The sequence below is a fragment of the Erwinia sp. GW821-FHT03D09 genome (assembly GCF_059420805.1).
The window spans coordinates 154,643-175,248 of sequence record NZ_JBWKUK010000005.1; the positions used below are offsets into that span (position 1 = coordinate 154,643).

At 56.3% G+C, this 20,606-nt stretch carries 17 protein-coding genes; 11 read left to right on the forward strand and 6 right to left on the reverse strand.

The features are described 5' to 3' along the window. Positions 1 to 300: 300 nt before the first annotated feature. Complete coding sequence (gene aroP, locus AC07U6_RS06530) at positions 301 to 1,656, reverse strand: aromatic amino acid transporter AroP (RefSeq protein ID WP_494761580.1); 1,356 nt, start codon at positions 1,654 to 1,656, stop codon at positions 301 to 303. Positions 1,657 to 2,158: 502 nt separating this feature from the next. Between aroP and pdhR the strand changes: the two genes are divergently transcribed. The 8 genes from pdhR (at position 2,159) to AC07U6_RS06570 (ending at position 11,790) form a co-directional block, all read left to right on the forward strand. After that, the gene (gene pdhR / locus AC07U6_RS06535) at positions 2,159 to 2,923 is read left to right on the forward strand and encodes a pyruvate dehydrogenase complex transcriptional repressor PdhR (protein ID WP_494761581.1); all 765 of its coding nucleotides are present in this window, start codon (positions 2,159 to 2,161) and stop codon (positions 2,921 to 2,923) included. A gap of 190 nt (positions 2,924 to 3,113) precedes the next feature. After that, positions 3,114 to 5,777, forward strand: a complete 2,664-nt coding sequence (aceE, locus tag AC07U6_RS06540; RefSeq protein ID WP_494761582.1) for a pyruvate dehydrogenase (acetyl-transferring), homodimeric type — start codon at positions 3,114 to 3,116, stop codon at positions 5,775 to 5,777. A 13-nt stretch (positions 5,778 to 5,790) separates the two neighbouring features. Next, the gene (gene aceF, locus AC07U6_RS06545) at positions 5,791 to 7,368 is read left to right on the forward strand and encodes a pyruvate dehydrogenase complex dihydrolipoyllysine-residue acetyltransferase (protein ID WP_494761583.1); all 1,578 of its coding nucleotides are present in this window, start codon (positions 5,791 to 5,793) and stop codon (positions 7,366 to 7,368) included. A gap of 176 nt (positions 7,369 to 7,544) precedes the next feature. Further along, positions 7,545 to 8,972: a dihydrolipoyl dehydrogenase gene (gene lpdA, locus AC07U6_RS06550; protein WP_494764436.1), complete on the forward strand. Its 1,428-nt coding sequence runs from the start codon at positions 7,545 to 7,547 to the stop codon at positions 8,970 to 8,972. A gap of 244 nt (positions 8,973 to 9,216) precedes the next feature. Beyond that, positions 9,217 to 9,921 carry an SDR family NAD(P)-dependent oxidoreductase gene (locus tag AC07U6_RS06555; protein WP_494761584.1) on the forward strand — a complete coding sequence of 235 codons (705 nt, stop codon included), beginning with the start codon at positions 9,217 to 9,219 and terminating at the stop codon, positions 9,919 to 9,921. Between the two features lie 13 nt (positions 9,922 to 9,934). Next, entirely contained in the window at positions 9,935 to 10,609 is a 675-nt protein-coding gene (locus AC07U6_RS06560; protein ID WP_494761585.1) for an energy-coupling factor ABC transporter ATP-binding protein, read from the forward strand. Then, positions 10,606 to 11,250 (forward strand): energy-coupling factor transporter transmembrane component T family protein, encoded by a 645-nt coding sequence (locus AC07U6_RS06565; protein ID WP_494761586.1) that lies wholly within the window; start codon positions 10,606 to 10,608, stop codon positions 11,248 to 11,250. Before AC07U6_RS06560 ends, AC07U6_RS06565 begins: the two co-directional genes overlap by 4 nt. Beyond that, complete coding sequence (locus AC07U6_RS06570; protein ID WP_200545234.1) at positions 11,251 to 11,790, forward strand: biotin transporter BioY; 540 nt, start codon at positions 11,251 to 11,253, stop codon at positions 11,788 to 11,790. A gap of 616 nt (positions 11,791 to 12,406) precedes the next feature. On the opposite strand, the gene AC07U6_RS06575 is transcribed toward AC07U6_RS06570, so the two are convergent. Then, positions 12,407 to 13,393, reverse strand: a complete 987-nt coding sequence (locus AC07U6_RS06575; protein WP_494761587.1) for a zinc-dependent alcohol dehydrogenase family protein — start codon at positions 13,391 to 13,393, stop codon at positions 12,407 to 12,409. 46 nt (positions 13,394 to 13,439) lie between these two features. Here AC07U6_RS06575 and AC07U6_RS06580 point away from each other — a divergent pair, with 46 nt between their 5' ends. The 3 genes from AC07U6_RS06580 to AC07U6_RS06590 are packed head-to-tail and all read left to right on the forward strand — an operon-like array spanning position 13,440 to position 16,553. Further along, positions 13,440 to 13,874, forward strand: a complete 435-nt coding sequence (locus tag AC07U6_RS06580) for an acyl-CoA thioesterase (RefSeq protein WP_494761588.1) — start codon at positions 13,440 to 13,442, stop codon at positions 13,872 to 13,874. Then, positions 13,874 to 15,391, forward strand: a complete 1,518-nt coding sequence (locus tag AC07U6_RS06585; RefSeq protein WP_494761589.1) for a class I adenylate-forming enzyme family protein — start codon at positions 13,874 to 13,876, stop codon at positions 15,389 to 15,391. Before AC07U6_RS06580 ends, AC07U6_RS06585 begins: the two co-directional genes overlap by 1 nt. Then, on the forward strand, positions 15,348 to 16,553 hold the full coding sequence (locus tag AC07U6_RS06590) for a thiolase family protein (RefSeq protein ID WP_494761590.1): 1,206 nt from the start codon (positions 15,348 to 15,350) through the stop codon (positions 16,551 to 16,553). Before AC07U6_RS06585 ends, AC07U6_RS06590 begins: the two co-directional genes overlap by 44 nt. A gap of 12 nt (positions 16,554 to 16,565) precedes the next feature. On the opposite strand, the gene AC07U6_RS06595 is transcribed toward AC07U6_RS06590, so the two are convergent. The 4 genes from AC07U6_RS06595 to AC07U6_RS06610 form a co-directional block, all read right to left on the reverse strand. Further along, positions 16,566 to 17,375: an enoyl-CoA hydratase/isomerase family protein gene (locus AC07U6_RS06595; protein ID WP_494761591.1), complete on the reverse strand. Its 810-nt coding sequence runs from the start codon at positions 17,373 to 17,375 to the stop codon at positions 16,566 to 16,568. Beyond that, complete coding sequence (locus tag AC07U6_RS06600; RefSeq protein WP_494761592.1) at positions 17,372 to 17,662, reverse strand: LysR substrate-binding domain-containing protein; 291 nt, start codon at positions 17,660 to 17,662, stop codon at positions 17,372 to 17,374. The genes AC07U6_RS06595 and AC07U6_RS06600 overlap by 4 nt, the downstream gene beginning before the upstream one ends. A gap of 68 nt (positions 17,663 to 17,730) precedes the next feature. Further along, on the reverse strand, positions 17,731 to 19,113 hold the full coding sequence (locus tag AC07U6_RS06605) for an aspartate aminotransferase family protein (protein WP_494761593.1): 1,383 nt from the start codon (positions 19,111 to 19,113) through the stop codon (positions 17,731 to 17,733). A 50-nt stretch (positions 19,114 to 19,163) separates the two neighbouring features. Continuing rightward, positions 19,164 to 20,582, reverse strand: a complete 1,419-nt coding sequence (locus tag AC07U6_RS06610; protein WP_494761594.1) for an APC family permease — start codon at positions 20,580 to 20,582, stop codon at positions 19,164 to 19,166. Positions 20,583 to 20,606: the final 24 nt, after the last annotated feature.

Here is a 20,606-nt window from a genome sequence, read left to right on the forward strand (position 1 = left end):
CCAGGATTCGCCCACAGGGAAGTGGGCGAAAGGGACAGCCGCGCAGGACGCGCGTCTGTACCGGGCCGTCAGGCTGACGAGCGAAGTGAAGGGACCGCAAAGCGGCGCGAGGACCCGCCCGGCAGGGGCAGCAGCCAGTCAGCGCTATCACTGTTATCCCAGAGATAACCAACAACATAAGACCAGTCAGCACCGCCACCGCTATCCCAGAGACAACCAGCAGCATTAACCTTTCAGAGTTACCACTGTTATTTCCGACAACTTCATTTCAGCTCGGCCTTGACGAGTATCAATGTAACTTTACGCCTTCACCGAGCGGCGCTTAAACGCATAACCAATAGCCAGAATGCCAATCCACACCGGAATCAACCACACGGAAATCGCCATTCCCGGCGTCATCGCCATAATCACCAGCACACCGGCCATAAAGGCCAGGCACAGCCAGTTGCCGAACGGATAGAACAGCGCCTTAAAGCGTGGCTCAATCCCTTGCTGGTTAGCACGCTTGCGGAAACGCAGGTGTGCCAGACTGATCATCGCCCAGTTAATGATTAATGTAGAAACCACCAGTGACATCAGCAGAGAGAATGCCTCGCCCGGCATCAGATAGTTGATCAGCACGCCGATAGCAGCGGCGGCAGCGGAAATAAGAATGGCATTAACCGGTACGCCACGACGATCGACCTTCATCAGTTCCTTCGGTGCGTTACCCTGCTGCGCCAGGCCAAACAGCATGCGGCTGTTGCTGTAAACACAGCTGTTATATACCGACAGCGCGGCAGTCAGAATCACCACGTTCAGCGCATTCGCAACGAACGCATCACCCAGCTCATGGAAAATCAGAACGAACGGGCTGGTGTCTTCCGAAATACGAATCCATGGCATCAGCGACAGCAGCACGGTCAGTGAGCCAATATAGAAGATCAGAATACGCCACAGCACCTGATTGATCGCTTTCGGGATGCTCTTCTCCGGGTTCTCGGCTTCCGCTGCGGTCAGGCCAATCATCTCCAGTCCGCCGAAGGAGAACATAATGATTGCCATCATCATGACCAGTCCGTGCAGACCGTTCGGCATAAAGCCGCCGTGATCCCACAGGTTGCTGACCGTGGCCTGCGGGCCGCCGTTGCCGCTAAACAGCAGCCAGCCGCCGAAACCAATCATGGCGACGACCGCCAATACCTTAATAATGGCAAACCAGAACTCCAGTTCGCCGAACACCTTCACGTTGGTCAGGTTAATGGCGTTGATCAATATAAAGAACACCGCGGCGCTAACCCAGGTCGGGATCTCGGGATACCAGAACTGAATATATTTACCGACGGCAGTCAGTTCGGCCATGGCAACCAGCACATACAGCGCCCAGTTGTTCCAGCCGGATGCCAGCCCGGCAAACGGTCCCCAGTATTTATGCGCAAAGTGGCTGAAGCTGCCGGCAACCGGCTCTTCAACGATCATCTCACCCATCTGACGCATAATCAGAAAGGCGATGATACCCGCGATGGCATAGCCCAGAATAACGGCGGGGCCGGCCGATTTGATAACCGATGCGCTACCCAGAAACAGGCCGGTACCGACGGCACCGCCTAATGCGATAAGCTGAATGTGGCGGTTTTTTAACCCGCGATGCAGCGTCTCGCTCTGCTGATGTTCCATACTCTTCCTCGTGATGCTTGTTTTTATTTATGTCTGCCAGCGTGGTTAAATCTAATAACGTACTGAAATATTTACGCTTATCGATTAAGGAAAACCGGGTTGTATCTGGCGTCGCGCAGAGAATAGTGGTAGGCGGGGTGCTTTGCACTTTCTTTCTCATTCTGTGCGCCTGCGTGGTTAAAAAATCACCGAACGCACCAGGTGAGTGCATAACGATTTCAGGGGGGCAGCATAAGTGAAATCGTGCATAGCATATGGTGCTTTTAGTGGGATGCTATTCAACTAAGCTGCTGCCGTGTTTCAAAAAAGTTTTAAAAATTAACATTTATTATGCATTCGTGGGCATTTGAAAAATGCAGTTTACTCCTTGCCAGGAACGAGACGGGGGTCTGGTTTCGCCGGGTTGTCATATAGACATCAGGTGAATACTTTGTTACTTTACGGGCACCTTTTTTAAATTGGTATTACCAATTAACTCTGGCACATCGTAGAAGAAGGGATAATGGCCTACAGTAAGATCCGCCAACCAAAGCTCTCTGACGCCATCGAGCAGCAGCTTGAGTCCCTGATTATGGAAGGGACGCTGCGTCCCGGAGAGAAATTACTGCCCGAGCGCGAGCTGGCCGTGCAGTTTGATGTCTCCCGTCCTTCCCTACGAGAAGCAATCCAGCGTCTGGAAGCAAAAGGTCTGCTGCTTCGCCGTCAGGGCGGAGGCACCTTCGTCCAGAAGACCCTGTGGCAAAGCCTGAGCGATCCGCTCATCGAACTGCTTGCCGGCCATCCTGAATCCCAGTTCGACCTGCTGGAAACGCGTCATGCTCTGGAAGGGATTGCCGCCTATTATGCCGCGCTTCGCGGTACAGACGACGATATTGCCCGCATACAGCAGTGCCATCTGCACATTCAGACCGCCCAGGATAGCGGGGATCTGGACGCAGAAGCCGATGCGGTGATGCAGTATCAGATTGCTGTCACAGAAGCCGCGCATAACGTGGTGCTGCTGCATTTGCTACGCAGTATGGGTCCGATGCTGGAACAGAACGTAAGACAGAACTTCGAGTTGCTCTACTCGCGTCGGGAGATGCTGGTGAAAGTGAGTGAACATCGCGCCAGTATTTTTCAGGCGATTGTGGCACGCGAGCCGGAACAGGCACGCGAAGCCTCACACCGCCACCTGGCGTTTATTGAGGAAATATTGCTGGACAGAAGTCGGGAGCAGGGCCGTAGAGAGCGTTCCCTGCGACGTTTACAGCAACGTAAGGAATAACGTAAGTAAAACGCGTAACTATAACGCGGCACTATACCCGAAACCATTGGCGTAACGGCTAACACAGCGCCAGCACCAGGGCTCAAGGGTATAAACGACGAGCCTGTCTCTGTGTGTTTTGAACGACAGAATGCAAAGAGACAGGCTCCAGACAATTCAACGTATTAGACACAGATAAGGAATACCCCCCATGTCAGAACGTTTAAACAATGACGTGGATCCGATCGAAACTCGCGACTGGCTACAGGCGATCGAATCGGTCATCCGTGAAGAAGGTGTTGAGCGCGCACAGTATCTGATCGACCAGGTACTGAGCGAAGCACGTAAAGGCGGCGTGAAAGTGGCCACAGGTGCCGGGGCCAGCAACTATATCAACTCTATTGCTGTTGAAGATGAGCCGGAATACCCTGGCAACACATCTTTAGAACGTCGTATCCGTTCTGCTATTCGCTGGAACGCCATTATGACCGTTCTGCGCGCATCGAAGAAAGATTTGGATCTGGGCGGCCACATGTCCTCCTTCCAGTCTTCCGCTACTATCTATGAAGTGTGCTTCAACCACTTTTTCCGTGCGCGTACGGAAAAAGACGGCGGCGATCTGGTTTACTTCCAGGGTCACATCTCTCCGGGCGTTTATGCTCGTGCCTTCCTGGAAGGTCGTCTGAGCGAAGACCAGATGAACAACTTCCGTCAGGAAGTTCACGGTAAAGGTCTGTCTTCTTATCCACACCCTAAACTGATGCCTGACTTCTGGCAGTTCCCGACCGTATCAATGGGTCTGGGTCCATTGGGTGCGATCTATCAAGCTAAATTCCTGAAATATCTGGAACACCGTGGCCTGAAAGATACCTCTCAGCAGACCGTTTACGCCTTCCTGGGCGACGGTGAGATGGATGAGCCTGAATCTAAAGGTGCGATCACTATCGCTACCCGTGAAAAACTGGATAACCTGGTCTTCATCATCAACTGTAACCTGCAGCGTCTGGATGGCCCGGTCACCGGTAACGGCAAGATCATCAACGAACTGGACGGCATCTTCGGTGGCGCCGGCTGGGAAGTGATCAAAGTGATCTGGGGCGATCGTTGGGATGCGCTGCTGCGTAAAGATACCAGCGGTAAGCTGGTCCAGCTGATGAACGAAACCGTTGACGGTGACTACCAGACCTTCAAATCGAAAAACGGCGCTTACGTGCGTGAGCACTTCTTCGGTAAATATCCGGAAACCGCAGAGCTGGTGAAAGATATGACCGACGACGAGATCTGGTCACTGAACCGTGGCGGCCACGATCCGAAGAAAGTCTATGCCGCGCTGAAAAAAGCGCAGGATACCAAAGGCAAACCTGTGGTGATCCTGGCTCATACCGTTAAAGGTTACGGTATGGGTGAGACTGCGGAAGGCAAAAACATCGCGCACCAGGTTAAGAAGATGAACCACGAAGGCGTGCGTTACATCCGCGACCGCTTCAACGTGCCAGTCAGCGATGAAGAGATCGAAAACCTACCTTACGTGACCTTCGCTGAAGGCTCGGAAGAGCACACCTACCTGCACGCGCAGCGTCAGAAACTGGGTGGCTACCTGCCAACTCGTGAACCTAAGTTCAGCGAGAAGCTTGAAATGCCAACGCTGGAAGATTTCCGCCAGCTGCTGGATGAGCAGAACAAAGAAATCTCCACCACTATCGCTTTCGTACGTGCTCTGAACGTGATGCTGAAGAACCCGTCGATCAAAGATCGTCTGGTGCCAATCATTGCTGATGAAGCCCGTACCTTCGGTATGGAAGGCCTGTTCCGTCAGATCGGTATCTACAGCCCGAACGGCCAGCAGTACACCCCGCAGGACCGTGAGCAGGTTGCTTACTATAAAGAAGACGAGAAAGGTCAGATCCTGCAGGAAGGCATCAACGAACTGGGTGCAGGCGCATCGTGGCTGGCGGCGGCAACGTCTTACAGCACCAACAACCTGCCAATGATTCCGTTCTACATTTACTACTCCATGTTCGGTTTCCAGCGTATCGGCGACCTGTGCTGGGCAGCAGGTGACCAGCAGGCTCGCGGCTTCCTGGTAGGCGGTACTTCCGGTCGTACGACGCTGAACGGTGAAGGTCTGCAGCACGAAGATGGCCACAGCCACATTCAGTCTCTGACTATCCCTAACTGTATCTCTTACGATCCAGCTTATGCGTACGAAGTTGCCGTGATCATGCATGACGGTCTGGTGCGTATGTACGGTGATGCACAGGAAAACGTGTACTACTACATCACCACGCTGAACGAAAACTACCACATGCCAGCGATGCCGAAAGGCGCTGAAGAAGGTATCCGTAAGGGTATCTACAAGCTGGAAACTATCGAAGGTAGCAAAGGTAAAGTTCAGCTGCTGGGTTCAGGTTCTATCCTGCGTCACGTGCGTGAAGCGGCAGAGATCCTGGCGAAAGACTACGGCGTTGGCTCTGACGTGTACAGCGTGACCTCCTTCACCGAACTGGCCCGTGACGGTCAGGACTGTGAGCGTTGGAACATGCTGCACCCAACCGAGGCTCCACGCGTGCCGTACATCGCTCAGATCATGAGCGACGCACCGGCCGTAGCGTCTACCGACTACATGAAACTGTTCGCAGAACAGGTTCGCAGCTACATCCCAGCCAGCGACTATCGCGTGCTGGGTACTGACGGCTTCGGTCGTTCAGACAGCCGTGAGAACCTGCGTCACCACTTTGAAGTGGACGCATCTTACGTTGTCGTTGCAGCACTGGGCGAACTGGCTAAACGCGGCGAAATCGATAAGAAAGTGGTAGCGGACGCTATTACCAAGTTCGAAATCGATGCTGATAAAGTTAACCCGCGTCTGGCATAAGAGGTAAAGAGTAATGGCTATCGAAATCAATGTACCGGACATCGGCGCGGACGAAGTTGAAGTCACCGAAATCCTGGTGAAGGTTGGCGACACTGTTGAAGTTGAACAGTCGCTGATCGTGGTGGAAGGTGATAAGGCTTCTATGGAAGTCCCTTCTCCGCAGGCGGGCGTGGTTAAAGAGATCAAAGTTGCTACCGGTGATAAAGTCGAAACCGGCAAACTGATCATGATCTTCGAAGCAGCAGGTGGCGCAGCAGCGCCATCCGCTCCGGCTGAAGAGAAGAAAGAAGCTGCTCCGGCCGCAGCCCCTGCTGCTGCAGCGAAAGAAGTCAATGTGCCAGACATCGGCGGCGACGAAGTTGAAGTGACCGAGATCATGGTAAAAGTTGGCGACACCGTTGAAGCTGAGCAGTCGATCCTGACCGTTGAAGGCGACAAAGCCTCAATGGAAGTACCGGCTCCGTTCGCGGGTACCGTGAAAGAGATCAAAGTAGCGACCGGCGACAAAGTCAGCACCGGTTCACTGGTGATGGTCTTTGAAGTGGCAGGCGCTGCGCCAGCTGCTGCGGCTCCAGCTGCGAAAGCTGAAGCACCGGCTAAGCAGGAAGAGAAAGCGGCTGCGGCTGCTGCCCCTGCGAAAGCTGACGCGAAATCCGACTTCGCTGAAAACGACGCTTACGTTCACGCGACTCCGGTTATCCGCCGCCTGGCGCGCGAGTTTGGCGTAAACCTGGCTAAAGTCAAAGGCACCGGTCGTAAAGGGCGTATTCTGAAAGAAGACGTTCAGACCTACGTTAAGGACGCGGTGAAACGCGCCGAAGCGCCAGCCGCTGCGGGTGGTGGTCTGCCTGGCATGCTGCCTTGGCCGAAAGTGGACTTCAGCAAGTTTGGTGAGATTGAAGAAGTTGAAATGGGCCGTATCCAGAAAATCTCTGGTGCGAACCTCAGCCGTAACTGGGTGATGATCCCGCACGTTACGCACTTCGATAAAACCGATATCACCGAGCTGGAAGCCTTCCGTAAGCAGCAGAACGATGAAGCGGCCAAACGTAAACTGGATGTGAAATTCACCCCAGTGGTCTTCATCATGAAAGCCGTTGCTGCGGCCCTTGAGCAGATGCCTCGCTTCAACAGTTCACTGTCCGAAGACGGCCAGAAGCTGACGCTGAAGAAATACATCAACATCGGTGTGGCGGTTGATACGCCAAACGGTCTGGTGGTTCCGGTGTTCAAAGACGTGAACAAGAAAGGGATTACCGAACTGTCTCGCGAGCTGATGGCTATCTCCAAGAAAGCGCGTGATGGCAAGCTGACCGCTGGCGAAATGCAGGGCGGCTGCTTCACCATTTCCAGCCTGGGCGGTATCGGGACAACTCACTTCGCGCCGATCGTTAACGCGCCTGAAGTGGCTATCCTGGGTGTCTCCAAGTCTGCTATGGAGCCGGTCTGGAACGGTAAAGAGTTCACTCCGCGTCTGATGATGCCGATGTCGCTCTCCTTCGACCATCGCGTAATCGACGGTGCAGATGGCGCACGCTTCATCACCATCATCAATCAGGCACTGGCTGACATTCGCCGTCTGGTGATGTAACAGGAGACAAGGCCGGCGCAAGCCGGCCTTGTTATGAGGGATGTAGATATTCGTGGCACTGCGGTTTGCAGATTTTTAACAATTCTGTAAACTCTTGCGGTGAACGCGTCCCGGTGGAAGAAGGGCGTTGAATCAAAAGCTGTCTGACCCGCCGGACTATCAAATAAGAGGTCATGATGAGTACAGAAATTAAAACTCAAGTCGTGGTACTTGGGGCAGGTCCTGCAGGCTACTCTGCAGCCTTCCGTGCAGCGGATTTAGGTCTGGAGACCGTCATCGTTGAGCGTTACAGCACCCTTGGTGGTGTTTGTCTGAATGTCGGCTGTATCCCTTCTAAAGCCCTGCTGCACGTGGCGAAGGTGATTGAGGAAGCAAAAGCGCTGGAAGCTCACGGTATCGTGTTCGGCAAGCCGCAAACCGACGTAGACAAGATCCGCGCCTGGAAAGAGAAAGTCATTAATCAGCTGACCGGCGGTCTGTCCGGTATGGCGAAAGGCCGCAAGGTTAACGTAGTTAACGGCCTGGGTAAATTTACCGGCGCAAATACTCTGGTTGTGGAAAATGAGAAGGGTGAAACCACCACGATCACTTTCGACAATGCCATTATCGCGGCGGGTTCCCGCCCAATCCAGCTGCCATTTATCCCGCACGAAGACCCACGCGTTTGGGATTCCACTGATGCGCTGGAGCTGAAATCTGTCCCGGAGCGTCTGCTGGTTATGGGCGGCGGTATCATCGGTCTGGAAATGGGTACGGTTTACCATGCCCTGGGTTCACAGATTGATGTGGTTGAGATGTTTGACCAGGTGATTCCTGCTGCTGATAAAGACGTGGTGAAAGTATTCACCAAGCGTATCTCCAGGCAGTTCAACCTGATGCTGGAAACCAAAGTCACCGCCGTTGAAGCAAAAGAAGACGGTATCTATGTGACAATGGAAGGCAAGAAAGCTCCTGCGGAACCACAGCGTTACGACGCGGTGCTGGTGGCTATCGGCCGTGTACCGAACGGTAAAGGCCTGGATGCCGGTAAAGCGGGCGTGGAAGTTGACGATCGCGGCTTTATCCGCGTTGATAAGCAGATGCGTACCAACGTACCGCACATCTTTGCTATCGGCGACATCGTGGGCCAGCCAATGCTTGCACACAAAGGCGTGCATGAAGGCCACGTAGCGGCAGAAGTGATTTCCGGTAAGAAGCATTACTTCGACCCGAAAGTCATCCCATCTATCGCTTACACCGAGCCAGAAGTTGCCTGGGTAGGTTTGACTGAGAAAGAAGCGAAAGAGAAAGGCATCAGCTATGAAACCGCCACCTTCCCGTGGGCAGCTTCTGGCCGTGCTATCGCTTCCGACTGTGCAGACGGCATCACCAAGCTGATCTTCGACAAAACCACTCACCGCGTTATCGGTGGTGCGATTGTTGGTACCAACGGCGGCGAACTGCTGGGTGAAATTGGCCTGGCAATCGAAATGGGCTGCGACGCTGAAGACCTTGCGCTGACCATCCACGCTCACCCGACTCTGCACGAATCAGTTGGCCTGGCGGCTGAGATCTTCGAAGGCAGCATTACCGACCTGCCAAATCCGAAAGCGAAGAAGAAGTAATCGCTGAGGGATTAATTCGCGTTAGTTAGCGAAAACTAAGCCGCTATGCTTAACAGATAGCGGCTTTTTTGCGGGTTTTCCTGGAAGATTGACCCGGCGCGTTTTCACCAGCTCTTAACGAATGGCTGAAGCGATTTATCCCCGTCAGCCTGGTTTTAACCGACTTGTAAACCAAAAACGTAATTTTCCTTTTACGCTAAATAGCGTATCTTTGCCGCTCACGTTTTCAGATTTAAGGCTATCCGTGTCAAATAACGTCGCCCTGATCACCGGTGCCAGCCGGGGCATTGGCCACCATCTTGCCCGCCATTTTTATGCGCAGGGATATCATCTGATCCTGCTGGCGCGTAATGCCCAGGCGCTGGATGCGCTCGCCGCCGAATTCGATCCTTCCCGCGTGCAGACGCTGGCGCTGGACGTATGTGATTTTGCCAGCGTGTCGCAGCAGGTGCAGCAGTCGCTTTCTCGACACTCCCGGTTGGATGTGCTGATCAACGCGGCTGGCATTTTCCGCCCGGGTTCCTCGCAGACGCCGCTGGATGACTTCAGTGCGCTGCTGGCCACCAACGTCACCGCTATCCATCATCTCTGCCAGCTGTGCACGCCGTGGCTGCAAAAGTCTGATGATGCCCGTATCTTTAATCTCGCCTCCGTTAGCGGCGTACAGCCCTACGGCAGCGTGGCCAGCTATGCCGCCAGCAAGCACGCGCTGGTTGGCTACAGCCGCTCTATTGCCCGCGAGCTGGGCGCTTTGGGGATTAAAGTCACCACGCTGTGCCCGGACGTGGTGGATACCGATATGGCCGCCGGTTCGGGACTGTCTGCGGAAGAGATGCTCAGCACGGAAGATATCTGCCGCGCGGTGGATTTTGTGATGTCGCTGTCGCCTGCTGCCGTTATTGAACAGTTGACGATCGGTCGTCAGCATCGACCGCGTAAACCGTCCTGAGCGAGGCGTTCTGATGATTGAACTGAAAGGGGTTTCCCACGCTTACGGCGAACGCAATGTACTGAAAAACATTAACCTTCAGCTAACCGAGAAGCGCATTGGTATCGTGGGCAGCAATGGCTGTGGCAAAAGCACTTTTGTTCGTCTGCTGAATGGGCTGCTGCTGCCTTCTCAGGGGAGCGTGCTGATCGACGGTCTGAATACCCGCCAGCAGGGTAAAGCCGTGCGGCGTAAAGTCGGCTTTGTTTTCCAGAACCCGGATAATCAGATCGTGTTTCCGGTCGTGGAAGAGGACCTGGCATTTGGGATGAAAAACCTCGGGCTGGATAAAGCCACGATCCGTGAACGGACGGACGCAGCGCTGTCCCGCTACGATATGCAGGATCTGCGGCAGCACCCGGCGCACCTGCTCAGTGGTGGGCAAAAGCAGCTGCTGGCGATCTCCGGCGTGCTGGTGATGGCTCCGGAATATATTGTTTTTGATGAACCCACCACGCTGCTGGATCTGCGTAACAAACGTCGCATCGCCGCCGCGATTGCCGAGCTGGATCAAACCGCGATCGTTGTTTCACACGATCTGGAGTTTTTGCAGGATTTTGACCGCGTCCTGGTGTTTGAACGCGGAGAAGTTGCCGTAGATGACGTGCCCGCCGTGGCGCTGAAAGAATATGTCAGGATGATGTCATGACCTTGAGTGATTACGTGCCGGGTAACTCGTTTATCCATCGCCTGCCGTCGGGGATTAAGATCCTTTCCCTGGCGCTGGTCGGTACGCTGTTGTTTGTTTTCCCCCTGCTGACGGTCGTGCTGCCCACGCTGGCCGTGGTTGCCGTGTTTTATCCACTGGCGGGCATCGGCCCGAAAATTATGCTGCTGCAGCTGAAACCGCTGCTGTGGGTGCTGGTGCTGCTGTTTGCCGTACAGTGGTGGATGGTGGGCTGGCTTTCCGGCGTGCTGGTTGTTGCGCGTCTCTCCGCGCTGCTGCTGCTGGCGGCGCTGGTGACGCTGACCACGCGCACCACCGATATGATTGATGCACTGGAAAGCGGGCTGTCCTGGCTGCGTTTTTTACGCATCAATCCGGCTAAAGTCAGCCTGGCGCTATCGCTGGCTTTGCGTTTTATTCCGGTGCTGGCTGCCATCACCGCCGAGGTACGCGAAGCGCAAAAAGCGCGCGGCCTCGATCGTAGTGTGATTGCCGTAGCGATCCCGGTGATCGTCCGCATCCTGAAAATGGCTGATGATATTGCTGCAGCACTGGAAGCCCGCGCATACGATCCTCAGCTGAAACGTCCCCACTCCGATGCTGGAAAGGCGAGAGGCTCTTAAATGTCCACCAGAGATATTGTTTATATTGCGCTGTTTGCGGCGATGACCGCAGCGCTGGGTCTTTTCCCGGCCTTTAGCCTGCCGGTGATTGGCGTGCCGATTACCGCACAGACGCTGGGCTGCATGCTGGCGGGGGCGATTGCCGGCGCTAAGCGCGGCGCGCTGGCGATGGTGCTGTTCGATCTGCTGGTAGCCATCGGGCTGCCGCTGCTGGCCGGCGGGCGCGGCGGGTTGGGTGTGTATATGGGGCCGGGCGGTGGTTTTATTCTGTCGTGGCCGCTGGCGGCATTGGTCATCGGCCTGCTGTACCAGCGCGGCCTGCGTTCGTTGACGCTGGTGAAAGAGCTGCTGATTATCGCGCTGGGCGGGATTGTGGTGATTTATGCCTGTGGCATTCCGTGGATTGCCGCCGTTGCGGGTATCACGCTGAAGCAGGCCGCGCTGGGTTCGCTGGGGTTTGTGCCTGGCGATATCGTGAAGGTGGTGCTGGCGGCGGTGATTGTGCGGGCGGTGCGGCGGGCGTATCCGACATTGGGATAGAGTTGGGCGCTGGGGTATCGGCGTATGGGGTTCAGTCTCTGCTGCTCCAGGGCGGTCCTCGCGCCGTATTTCGGCATAACGCGCCGCTGTTGAATTGATGGTTAGGGTTCAGCCTCTGTTGCTGCTCCAGGTCGGTCCTCGCGCCGCGCTGCGGTGCCTTCGGTTACGCCATTGCGCCGAACGGATCGGCCAGGATTGAACGTCCCTGTTCAAACCCGGCCTGACGCCAGCATCCCTGCTGTCGTCTCCTGGCGAAATGGCTCCACCTCAGCGCTGCGGATGCCCTTACGCAGCAGCAGAGGCTGTCCCAATTGATTATTTCATCGCTTTTAGATTTTCAGGCAATGCGAAAGTCAGAGAGCAGGCTGGCCGTGCCCCCGAGAGGGCAATCCGCAGCGCTGAACGGAGAGAGGAAGCCAGGATTCGGCCGCATGGACGCGGCTGAAAGTCACAGCCGAGCAGGACGCCCGTCTGTGACGGTCCGACCGGCTGACAAACGAAGTGAGGGGACCGCGAAGCGGCGCGAGGACCAGCCCGACCGGGGGCACTGCCAGCCAGCGCCATCATCCGCACCGACAAACAGCGCCATCATCCGCACCAGCAAACAGCACCACGTTTACAGCTTCAGCAGAATTTTTCCCTTCAGCTCCCCGGACAGCACAGCCTCCACCGCCTGATGAATATCCGCCAGCGCAAACTCGGCTACCACCTCGGTCGCAATCACTCCGTCGCGGATCAGCGCCATCACCCCATCAATGCGCCGCTGCACCAGCGGCTTCTCATGACCGTGCACCCACAGCCGTAAATGGAAATTAGAAAAACGGATGTCCGGCCTGCTGCGCCAGAACGCCGGAGGGATCGGCTGACCGGAAAGCAGACCATAGTGAATAAACTGCCCGCCCGGCATCAGCGCCTGCGCCAGCGTCAGCGACTCCTCACCGCCGATACAGTCCAGAATCGCCTCCACGCCGCCGCTGCGCTGCAGGGCTGCCAGCTGCTGAGCATAATCCGGACTGCTGCTGTTCAGTACCGCCTCGGTAGGATAGCCGTCAAGCACCGCAAGGTTTTCTGCCTTACGCACAATCGCAATCGGCCTGATGCCGAGGTGGCTGGCAATGCGGATCAGCATCTTGCCAATCGCTGAATTAGCCGCGTTGATCATTACCCGCATGCCGGGCGTGAAGTGCAGCTCCTCGGTCAGCATCAGCAGGGCGGTCATTGGGTTCACATAGCTGGTTGCTGCCTGTTGATCGCTGACAAAGTCCGGCAGCGTAAAACACCACTGCGCAGCGCTGTCCTTATAGGTCTGCCAGGCGCCCATACTGCCCACCGGCAGCACCCGCTGGCCGGGCAGAAGGGAGGGATCGCTGCTCTGATGAATATACCCCATGCCTTCGAAACCCGGCACGAAAGGCAGAGTGATGCGTGAGCGGTATGCACCGGAAATAGTAATAATATCAGAGGGATTGATCGTCGCCCATGCCATCTTAACCCGAACCTGACCGGCGGCTAATTCGCTCTGCTCACCGGATTCCAGCCGCAGAATATCCCTGATATTACCGAACTCGCGAACCATCGCTCTGGTGAATAAACTTTCTTTCATGGTATATTTTCTTTCGTGGTTTCTGGTTTACAGGTTGATGATTTTTATGCAGCAGTATAATAGTGAAGCATTTCGCGTATCAATGCGTGATATCGATCTGAATGGTCACGTCCATAATTCAGTTTACCTGGATTATTGTGAAGATGCCGTGGTTAATGCTTTCCGTCGTGCAGATATTTTGGCGCTATTTCGCCCGCATACGGCAGGCGTGGTTTATCACGTAAAAAAATGCGAAGCCACCTTCCATTTCCCCTTATCGGTCGATGATGTGGTTGAACCGCAGGTATTCATTGAGAAGCTCGGCAACAGCAGCTTAATATTTTCTATTCACCTGAATTTACAGGGGCGGAATATTCTCGCCGCTGAAGGGAAATTAGTCTGGGTCTGCATCAATCCCGCCGATAATAAGCCCTGTACGATCCCTGATGAAACCCGCACTGCGCTGACTCGCCATTTCCCTCTGGCTGAGGCCGGAGCCTGATGCCGGTTCACGACAGAGTCCAGCAGCACGCCCGAAAGTTTCCCCAGTCCGTCGCTGTGAATATTGACAGCCAGACGCTGAGATGGCAGCAGCTGTGGCAGCGAGCGCAGGCGCTGTATCAGTATATTCTAAGCCAGACCCTGGCAGGCCAGACCGTGGCGATAGCAACCGGCAATACGATTGCCTTTCCGGTAGCCTGGCTGGCGGCAACCGCGCAGCCTCTCACTGCGGCGATTATCGATCCGCTGCTGCCGTCCGCCCAGCTGCACGAAATGCTGAGCCGCATTAACCCGGGTCTGCTGCTGTTAAACCAGCATGATCTGGCGACGATCGAGATTGCCGACACATTGCACATCCCCTGGCTGGCGGTGGATCGCTGGCTGGAAAGCGATCCTTCTGTTACCGAAGAGCTACCCGCATTCAGCCAGGGAATGCATGACGGCACGCCGTTTCTGATTAACTTTACGTCCGGCACTACCAGTCTGCCGAAGGCGTTTATTCGCTCGCGCCGTTCCTGGCGCAGCAGCTTCGAAAACGGCGAGGCGATTTTTCAGCTGGCGGACGCACCCTCAACGCTGTTTCCCGGCCCGCTGTCGAACGGCATTGGCCTCTATTGTCTGAATGAAACGCTGTACGCGGGCGGCTGCTTCTACAGCCTCGGTAAGTGGCAGCCTGCCGCCGCGCTGGCGCTGATTGTGGAGCAGCAGATCCAGCGCCTGGTGGTGGTGCCGACGATGATTACCGGCTTCGCTCGCGTGGCTGGCACACAGATCCTCCACGGCCTGCGTAATCTGCTCAGCGCCGGCGCCAAGCTGGAACTGAACCACTATCGACAGGCGCGTGTGCTGTTTCCGGCGGCGCTGATGCAGGAGTATTACGGCGCGTCGGAACTGGGATTTGTTGCTGTTTCCACGCTGAGTGATGACAGCATCAGTGAATCGCTGGCCAGCGTCGGGCAGGCTTTTCCGGGTACCACCATTGCGATCCTCGACGACGACGGTGCGCCGGTTGCGGTGAATCAACCAGGGCGGATCTTTATTCGCAGTGAACAGATCATCGATCGGTATTTATGGGGTGATGACGGCAGCGCATTTAAAAAAAACAGCTGGGGTGCTACGGTTGCGGATATCGGTTATCTGGATAAGCAGCAGCGGCTACATATTATTGGCCGCCGCGGAAATATGATCGTCAGCGGCGGAAATAATATTTATCTCTCTGAAATAGAAACGACGATTAAATCGATCCCAGGTATTATTGAAGCGGTAGTGATTGCCATTAATGATAATTATCTGGGGAAAAAGATTGTCGCTATTATTGAGGCGGAATTCAGCATTGCGGTAACGATCCCTGACATTTGCCGTGAGCATCTGGCGAAATATAAATTACCGCGCCACTATTACCATATCAGCCACTGGCCGTTAACGCCGGGCGGGAAAATTAAACGCGCCGGGCTGGAAATAAGGATCGCAAATAATGACATCGGAACCGATCTCACTGTATTACCAGCCGGAAGATGACTGGCAGCCGGTTATCGTGGCAGCAGTCCGAACACCGGTAGGCAAGGCGTACGGCATGCTGGCAGGCCTGCCAATGGAGGCGTTACTGGCACCGCTGTTCGGGAAGCTGCTCGCCACATTACCGCAGGGATTTAGCGCTATTGATGAAGTGATTATCGGTAATGCGACCGGCGGCGGCGGCAATATTGCCCGACTGGCGGCGCTCAGTGCCGGGTTGCCGCTGGCGGTGCCGGCGGTGACGGTCGATCGCCAGTGTGGTTCCGGGCTGGAAGCCGCAATCAATGCCTGCCGCCTGATCCAGGCGCAAGCAGGAGAGTGCTATCTGGCCGGTGGCGTTGAGAGCGTCAGTACCGCGCCGTGGCGGGTAGAAAAGCCAGGCTCGCTAAAGCAGCTACCGCATTTTTATGGACGTGCCCGTTTTTCCCCTGACGAAATCGGCGACCCGGAGATGGGCGAAGCAGCAGAAAACGTTGCCCGCCGCTGTGGTATCAGCCGTGAGCGGCAGGACCAGTTTGCCCTGCGAAGCCATCAACGAGCTGTTGCCGCACAGCAGTCCGGCGCATTTCTCGATGAAATTGTACCGCTGAGCGTGGCGGGGCAAGAGATAGTGCAGGATGAATGCCCGCGTCCGACGACCTCACTGGCACGGCTGGCCGCGCTGCCGCCTGCCTTTACTGCCGACGGCAGCGTGACAGCGGGCAACTGCTGCCCGCTAAACGACGGCGCATCCCTACTGCTGGTAATGAGCCGCCGCCTGGCGCGCGAGTGTGGTTTTGCTCGCGGGCTGCGCTTTATTGATGCCTGTAGTGCCGGGGTCGATCCGAACTTTCTCGGACTGGGGCCGGTTCCCGCCACGCAAAAGCTGCTGGCACGCCAGCCACAGTTGAACCTCGATCGAGTGGCCGCCATTGAGTTTAATGAAGCTTTTGCCGCTCAGGTGCTGGGCTCACTGGATGCGTTGGGCATCGACGAGCAGCGCGTTAACCGCCAGGGGGGGGCTATCGCGCTCGGCCATCCCTACGGCGCGTCCGGGGCGATCATGGTAACGCGGCTGTTCAGCCAGCTGGTAACGGCTGAGGATGAAGACTGTTTTGGCCTGGCGATGCTGGGGATTGCGGGCGGTCTGGGGCTGAGCGCACTGTTCCGCGCGCAGGCGTTATGATGCGTCCGGCTGTTATCTGCCGCGCCATTGAGGCGGGCGACGTTCGCTGAAGGCGCGCAGGCTCTCCTGATAATCTTCGCTCTGCTGAAGTTGGCGTAGCGCCTTGTCGACGGAGGCGGAGGGCTGAGGATGTGTATCCTCACCGTCAGCGGCGGTGCGCAGATGTTGTTTCAGCAGCGTGTTGCACGCCTGTACCGCCAGCGGCGCACTGCGATTGATGCGTGCCGCCAGTGCCAGCGCCGCCTCTTTCAGGCTGTCAGGTTCGGCAAGCTGATTGAAGAGTCCCAGCGCCCTTGCCCGCGGGGCATCGATAGCTTCGCCGGTCAGCAGCAGCTCGCGAGCAATATTCGCCGGCAGGCGCGTCGCGAGCTGGCCGATGGCTCCACCGAGCGGCAGCAGGCCGTGCGTCACCTCGGGCAGGGCAATTTTCACCTGTTCGCTGGCAACAATAAAGTCGCAGTCCAGCGCCATCTCCAGCCCACCACCCACCGCATGGCCGTTCAGGGTAGCGATCCAGATTTTTCGCCGGGGTTGATGCTGTAGCGGATTGTAACCGCCGCAGCGATTTCTCACCTTTTTGCCACCGTCGATAAAGGCTTCCTGCAAATCCGCTCCGCTGCAAAACGCGCTGCCGCTGCCGGTCAGGATCACCGTCCAGATTTCCGGGTTCTGCTCGCTGTAGTCCAGCCACTGCTCTAACTCGGCAATCATCATCGCGTTATAGGCGTTGCGCTGCGAAGGGCGGTGCAGCGTCAGGCACAGCACATGAGGGGCTGGGCGGTCGGCGAGCACAAAGCGGGTAAGCGGTTCATCAACGATCATAAGAATTTCCCGGCGTCTGAGGAGTCAGGCAAGTCTATCATGCCGCGATTGACCCGCTGCACCCACTCAATAAAGCAGCGCAGCGCGGCAGAGTGATATTTTCGGCTGGGGCAGTAGAACCAGAGCCCCTCCGGCTTAGCGGCATAATCGGTCAGGATCTCGGTTAACGAACCGTCGGCCAGATACGGTGCGGCCAGCTCCCGCATCACCAGCGCGGCACCCGCATCGGCCAGCGCCGCCTGAATCATCAGCATATCGTTATCCAGCGTCAGATTGCCGCTGGCCACGTCAAAAGGTTTGCCCTCAGTCTGAAACAGGGGAGACGGCAGACCGCTCGTGGTCTGCCGTTAACTGGCTAGCTAATCTTGTATTCCTGCGCGGTGCGTTCCACCGCCCGGCGGGTTTTTTCCACCAGCTCATCCAGTTCCGCATGGGTGGCCACCAGCGCGGGGGCCATAATCATCCGGCCCTGCGTGGAGCGGATAATCACCCCTTCCTCAAAGCCATAGCTGCGGCAGCGCCAGCTAATTTCATCCTCATTAGCAAAGCGCTTCCGCGTGGCTTTATCGGCGGTAAACTGCAGCGCGGCCACCAAACCGGCGCCCTGAATCTCGCCTATCATTGGATGCTCGCCAAATACCTCACGCAGTTTCCGTTGCAGGTAAGGCCCGGTATCGTTTTTTACCCGCTCAACAATTTTTTCATCGCGCAGCGCCTTGATATTGGCAATCGCTACCGCTGCCGCAACCGGATGCCCGGCGTAGGTCAGGCCGTGCGCAAACACGCCACCGTGCTCGACCAGCGCTTCCGCCATGCGCCTTGAAAGGATCAGCCCACCCATCGGGATGTAGCCCGAGGTCAACCCCTTGGCGATGGTGATGGTGTCCGGCTCGAAGCCAAAATGCTGGTGGGCGAACCACTCTCCGGTGCGGCCAAACCCGCCGATGACCTCATCCGCGCACAGCAGCACGTCGTACTGACGGCAGATACGCTGGATCTCCGGCCAGTAGCTTTCCGGCGGGAAGATCATACCGCCTGCCCCCTGGAACGGCTCGGCGATAAATCCGGCGACGTTTTCACTGCCCAGCTCAAGAATTTTTTCCTCCAGCTGGCGGGCGCACTTCAGCCCGAACTCTTCCGGCGTCAGACTGCCGCCGTGGGCGAACCAGTAGGGTTCATCGATATGGGCAATATCCGGCAGCATGCCGCCCATTTCGTGCATAAATTTCATGCCGCCCATGGCGGTACTGGCCAGCGTGGAGCCGTGATAGCCGTTCCAGCGGCCAATCATCACCCGTTTTTCCGGTTTGCCCACCACCTGCCAGTAACGCCGTGCCGTGCGGATCAACACTTCGTTGGATTCCGATCCGGAATTGGTATAAATCACGTGGCTGTAGCGGTCGGGAAGCAGGCTGAACAGCAGCTCGGACAGCTCAATTACCGACGGATGGGTGGTGTGGAAAAACATATTGTAATAGCAGAGCTGCTCCATCTGCCGCGTGGCGGCGTCGATCAAATCCTGGCGGCCGTAGCCGAGAGCGGTACACCACAGTCCGGACATGCCGTCCAGATACTGGCGATTGTCATTATCCCAGACGTAAAGTCCTTTTGCGCGGTTCATCACCCTCGGGCCTGTCGTATTCAGTTTTTTCTGGTCAACGAAGGCGTGGATATTGTGTGCCGCATCCATATTCTGCCAGGTTTGAGTACTGTGCTGTTTTGCTTCGTCATTTTTCATCGGTTGTGCTCCAGTCGGTGTAAGGTACAGCAGGATTTATCCTGCCTGATTTAGCTTTTATGCGGTGGATTCAGTGCTTTCTCGATGGGTTCCGGGGTAAACAGCGGCTTATGCATCACCAGTTTTACCCACAGCGCGCCGATAATTGCCACCACCGCCAGCACACTGCCAGCGACGGTGAAAACTTCACCCGCCATCTCCGGTGTGGGGGAGGCATTCCAGATGCCGTACAGCATGCCGACGATCCCCAGGACCTGCGGTAGCGGGTAAAAGGGGGTTCGAAATGGACGTGGCAGATCCGGGTAGCGGCGGCGTAACACGATGACGTTGATATGGGTAATGATGTAGGCCAGCAGCCAGCAGATAGCGGCGGCCAGCAGCAGCAGGCTGATGGAGTCGGCATTCATCAGCAGCAGCGGTAGCCCGGTAATAGCGGCCACAAATAACACGGCCAGCCACGGCACGCCGTTGCGGCTCTGGCGCTTGAAACAGGGGAAAGCCTGACCGTTTTGCGACATGCCGCTGAGCATGCGTGGGATAGTGGCCAGAGAAGAGTTCAGTGTACTGCAGGTGGCTGTGATGGCGGCGGCGAGCAGCAGCAGCTTACCGCTTTCACCGAACACTTTGGTGGCGAACAGGAAGTGTGGCAGATCGTCTCCGGCCAGGGCGGATCGCGGTAGCACCAGCAGTGCGCCGAGGCAGTAGAGGATAATGGTGATAAAAATCAGCGTCAGTCCCACCATCATTGCACGCGGAATATCGCGCTGAGGCCGTTTGGTCTCTTCGATCAGCGGGCAGACAAATTCCGCGCCGACAAACCCCCAGACGGTAGTGGCGACCAGGGTTATCGCTCCCCAACCCCAGCCTTGTGGTGCCAGGCTTCCTTGTTCAATAACGCTGTGTACTGTTTCTGCCTGCGGACTGGTGATGGCGCAGATACCCAGTACCAGCAGCACTATCATCATGATCACCGCCAGCGCCGTTTGCAGGCGAGCGAAGATATCGATGTTCATCAGGTTGAACAGGGTAAACAGTAATAACACGCTGGCAGCCACGGTCAGCGGCGGCAGTGAGCTGTGCGGGAAGATTTTGCCGATAATTAAATCAAGCAGTAGCAACTCTGCCGATAGCGCAAACATCGCCACGACGATATAGCCTGAAAAGGTGGCAATAATTGCCGGAAAGTGGCCCAGGGCGACCTCGGTATAGCTGCACAGACTGCCCGATCGTGGGATCATGAGTGACAGCTCGGAGAACGAGCAGGCGTAACTGAGGGCCAGCAGCCAGGCCAGCGTTAGCGGAAGGATCAGGCTGATTCCGGCGATGCCTACCGCGTGCAGCATCATCACCATCACCCCCTGCGATACCACCAGGCCAACGGCAACGGATATCAGCGAGAGAAAACCCAGCTTCGCCACCGGCTTCACTGAAGCGAGCTTACTGGCTGAGACATCTGTATTTTGCGACATAAGTCTGTCCTTTATGCAGGAGAA

Bases quoted from the DNA above. Each gene is read 5' to 3' on its own strand.
- AC07U6_RS06570 (WP_200545234.1), top strand. From the start codon at position 11,251: ATGTCCACCAGAGATATTGTTTATATTGCGCTGTTTGCGGCGATGACC.
- pdhR (WP_494761581.1), top strand. From the start codon at position 2,159: ATGGCCTACAGTAAGATCCGCCAACCAAAGCTCTCTGACGCCATCGAG.
- aroP (WP_494761580.1), bottom strand. From the start codon at position 1,656: ATGGAACATCAGCAGAGCGAGACGCTGCATCGCGGGTTAAAAAACCGC.
- lpdA (WP_494764436.1), top strand. From the start codon at position 7,545: ATGAGTACAGAAATTAAAACTCAAGTCGTGGTACTTGGGGCAGGTCCT.
- AC07U6_RS06595 (WP_494761591.1), bottom strand. From the start codon at position 17,375: ATGATCGTTGATGAACCGCTTACCCGCTTTGTGCTCGCCGACCGCCCA.
- AC07U6_RS06580 (WP_494761588.1), top strand. From the start codon at position 13,440: ATGCAGCAGTATAATAGTGAAGCATTTCGCGTATCAATGCGTGATATC.
- aceF (WP_494761583.1), top strand. From the start codon at position 5,791: ATGGCTATCGAAATCAATGTACCGGACATCGGCGCGGACGAAGTTGAA.
- aceE (WP_494761582.1), top strand. From the start codon at position 3,114: ATGTCAGAACGTTTAAACAATGACGTGGATCCGATCGAAACTCGCGAC.
- AC07U6_RS06560 (WP_494761585.1), top strand. From the start codon at position 9,935: ATGATTGAACTGAAAGGGGTTTCCCACGCTTACGGCGAACGCAATGTA.
- AC07U6_RS06585 (WP_494761589.1), top strand. From the start codon at position 13,874: ATGCCGGTTCACGACAGAGTCCAGCAGCACGCCCGAAAGTTTCCCCAG.
- AC07U6_RS06565 (WP_494761586.1), top strand. From the start codon at position 10,606: ATGACCTTGAGTGATTACGTGCCGGGTAACTCGTTTATCCATCGCCTG.
- AC07U6_RS06610 (WP_494761594.1), bottom strand. From the start codon at position 20,582: ATGTCGCAAAATACAGATGTCTCAGCCAGTAAGCTCGCTTCAGTGAAG.
- AC07U6_RS06575 (WP_494761587.1), bottom strand. From the start codon at position 13,393: ATGAAAGAAAGTTTATTCACCAGAGCGATGGTTCGCGAGTTCGGTAAT.
- AC07U6_RS06590 (WP_494761590.1), top strand. From the start codon at position 15,348: ATGACATCGGAACCGATCTCACTGTATTACCAGCCGGAAGATGACTGG.
- AC07U6_RS06605 (WP_494761593.1), bottom strand. From the start codon at position 19,113: ATGAAAAATGACGAAGCAAAACAGCACAGTACTCAAACCTGGCAGAAT.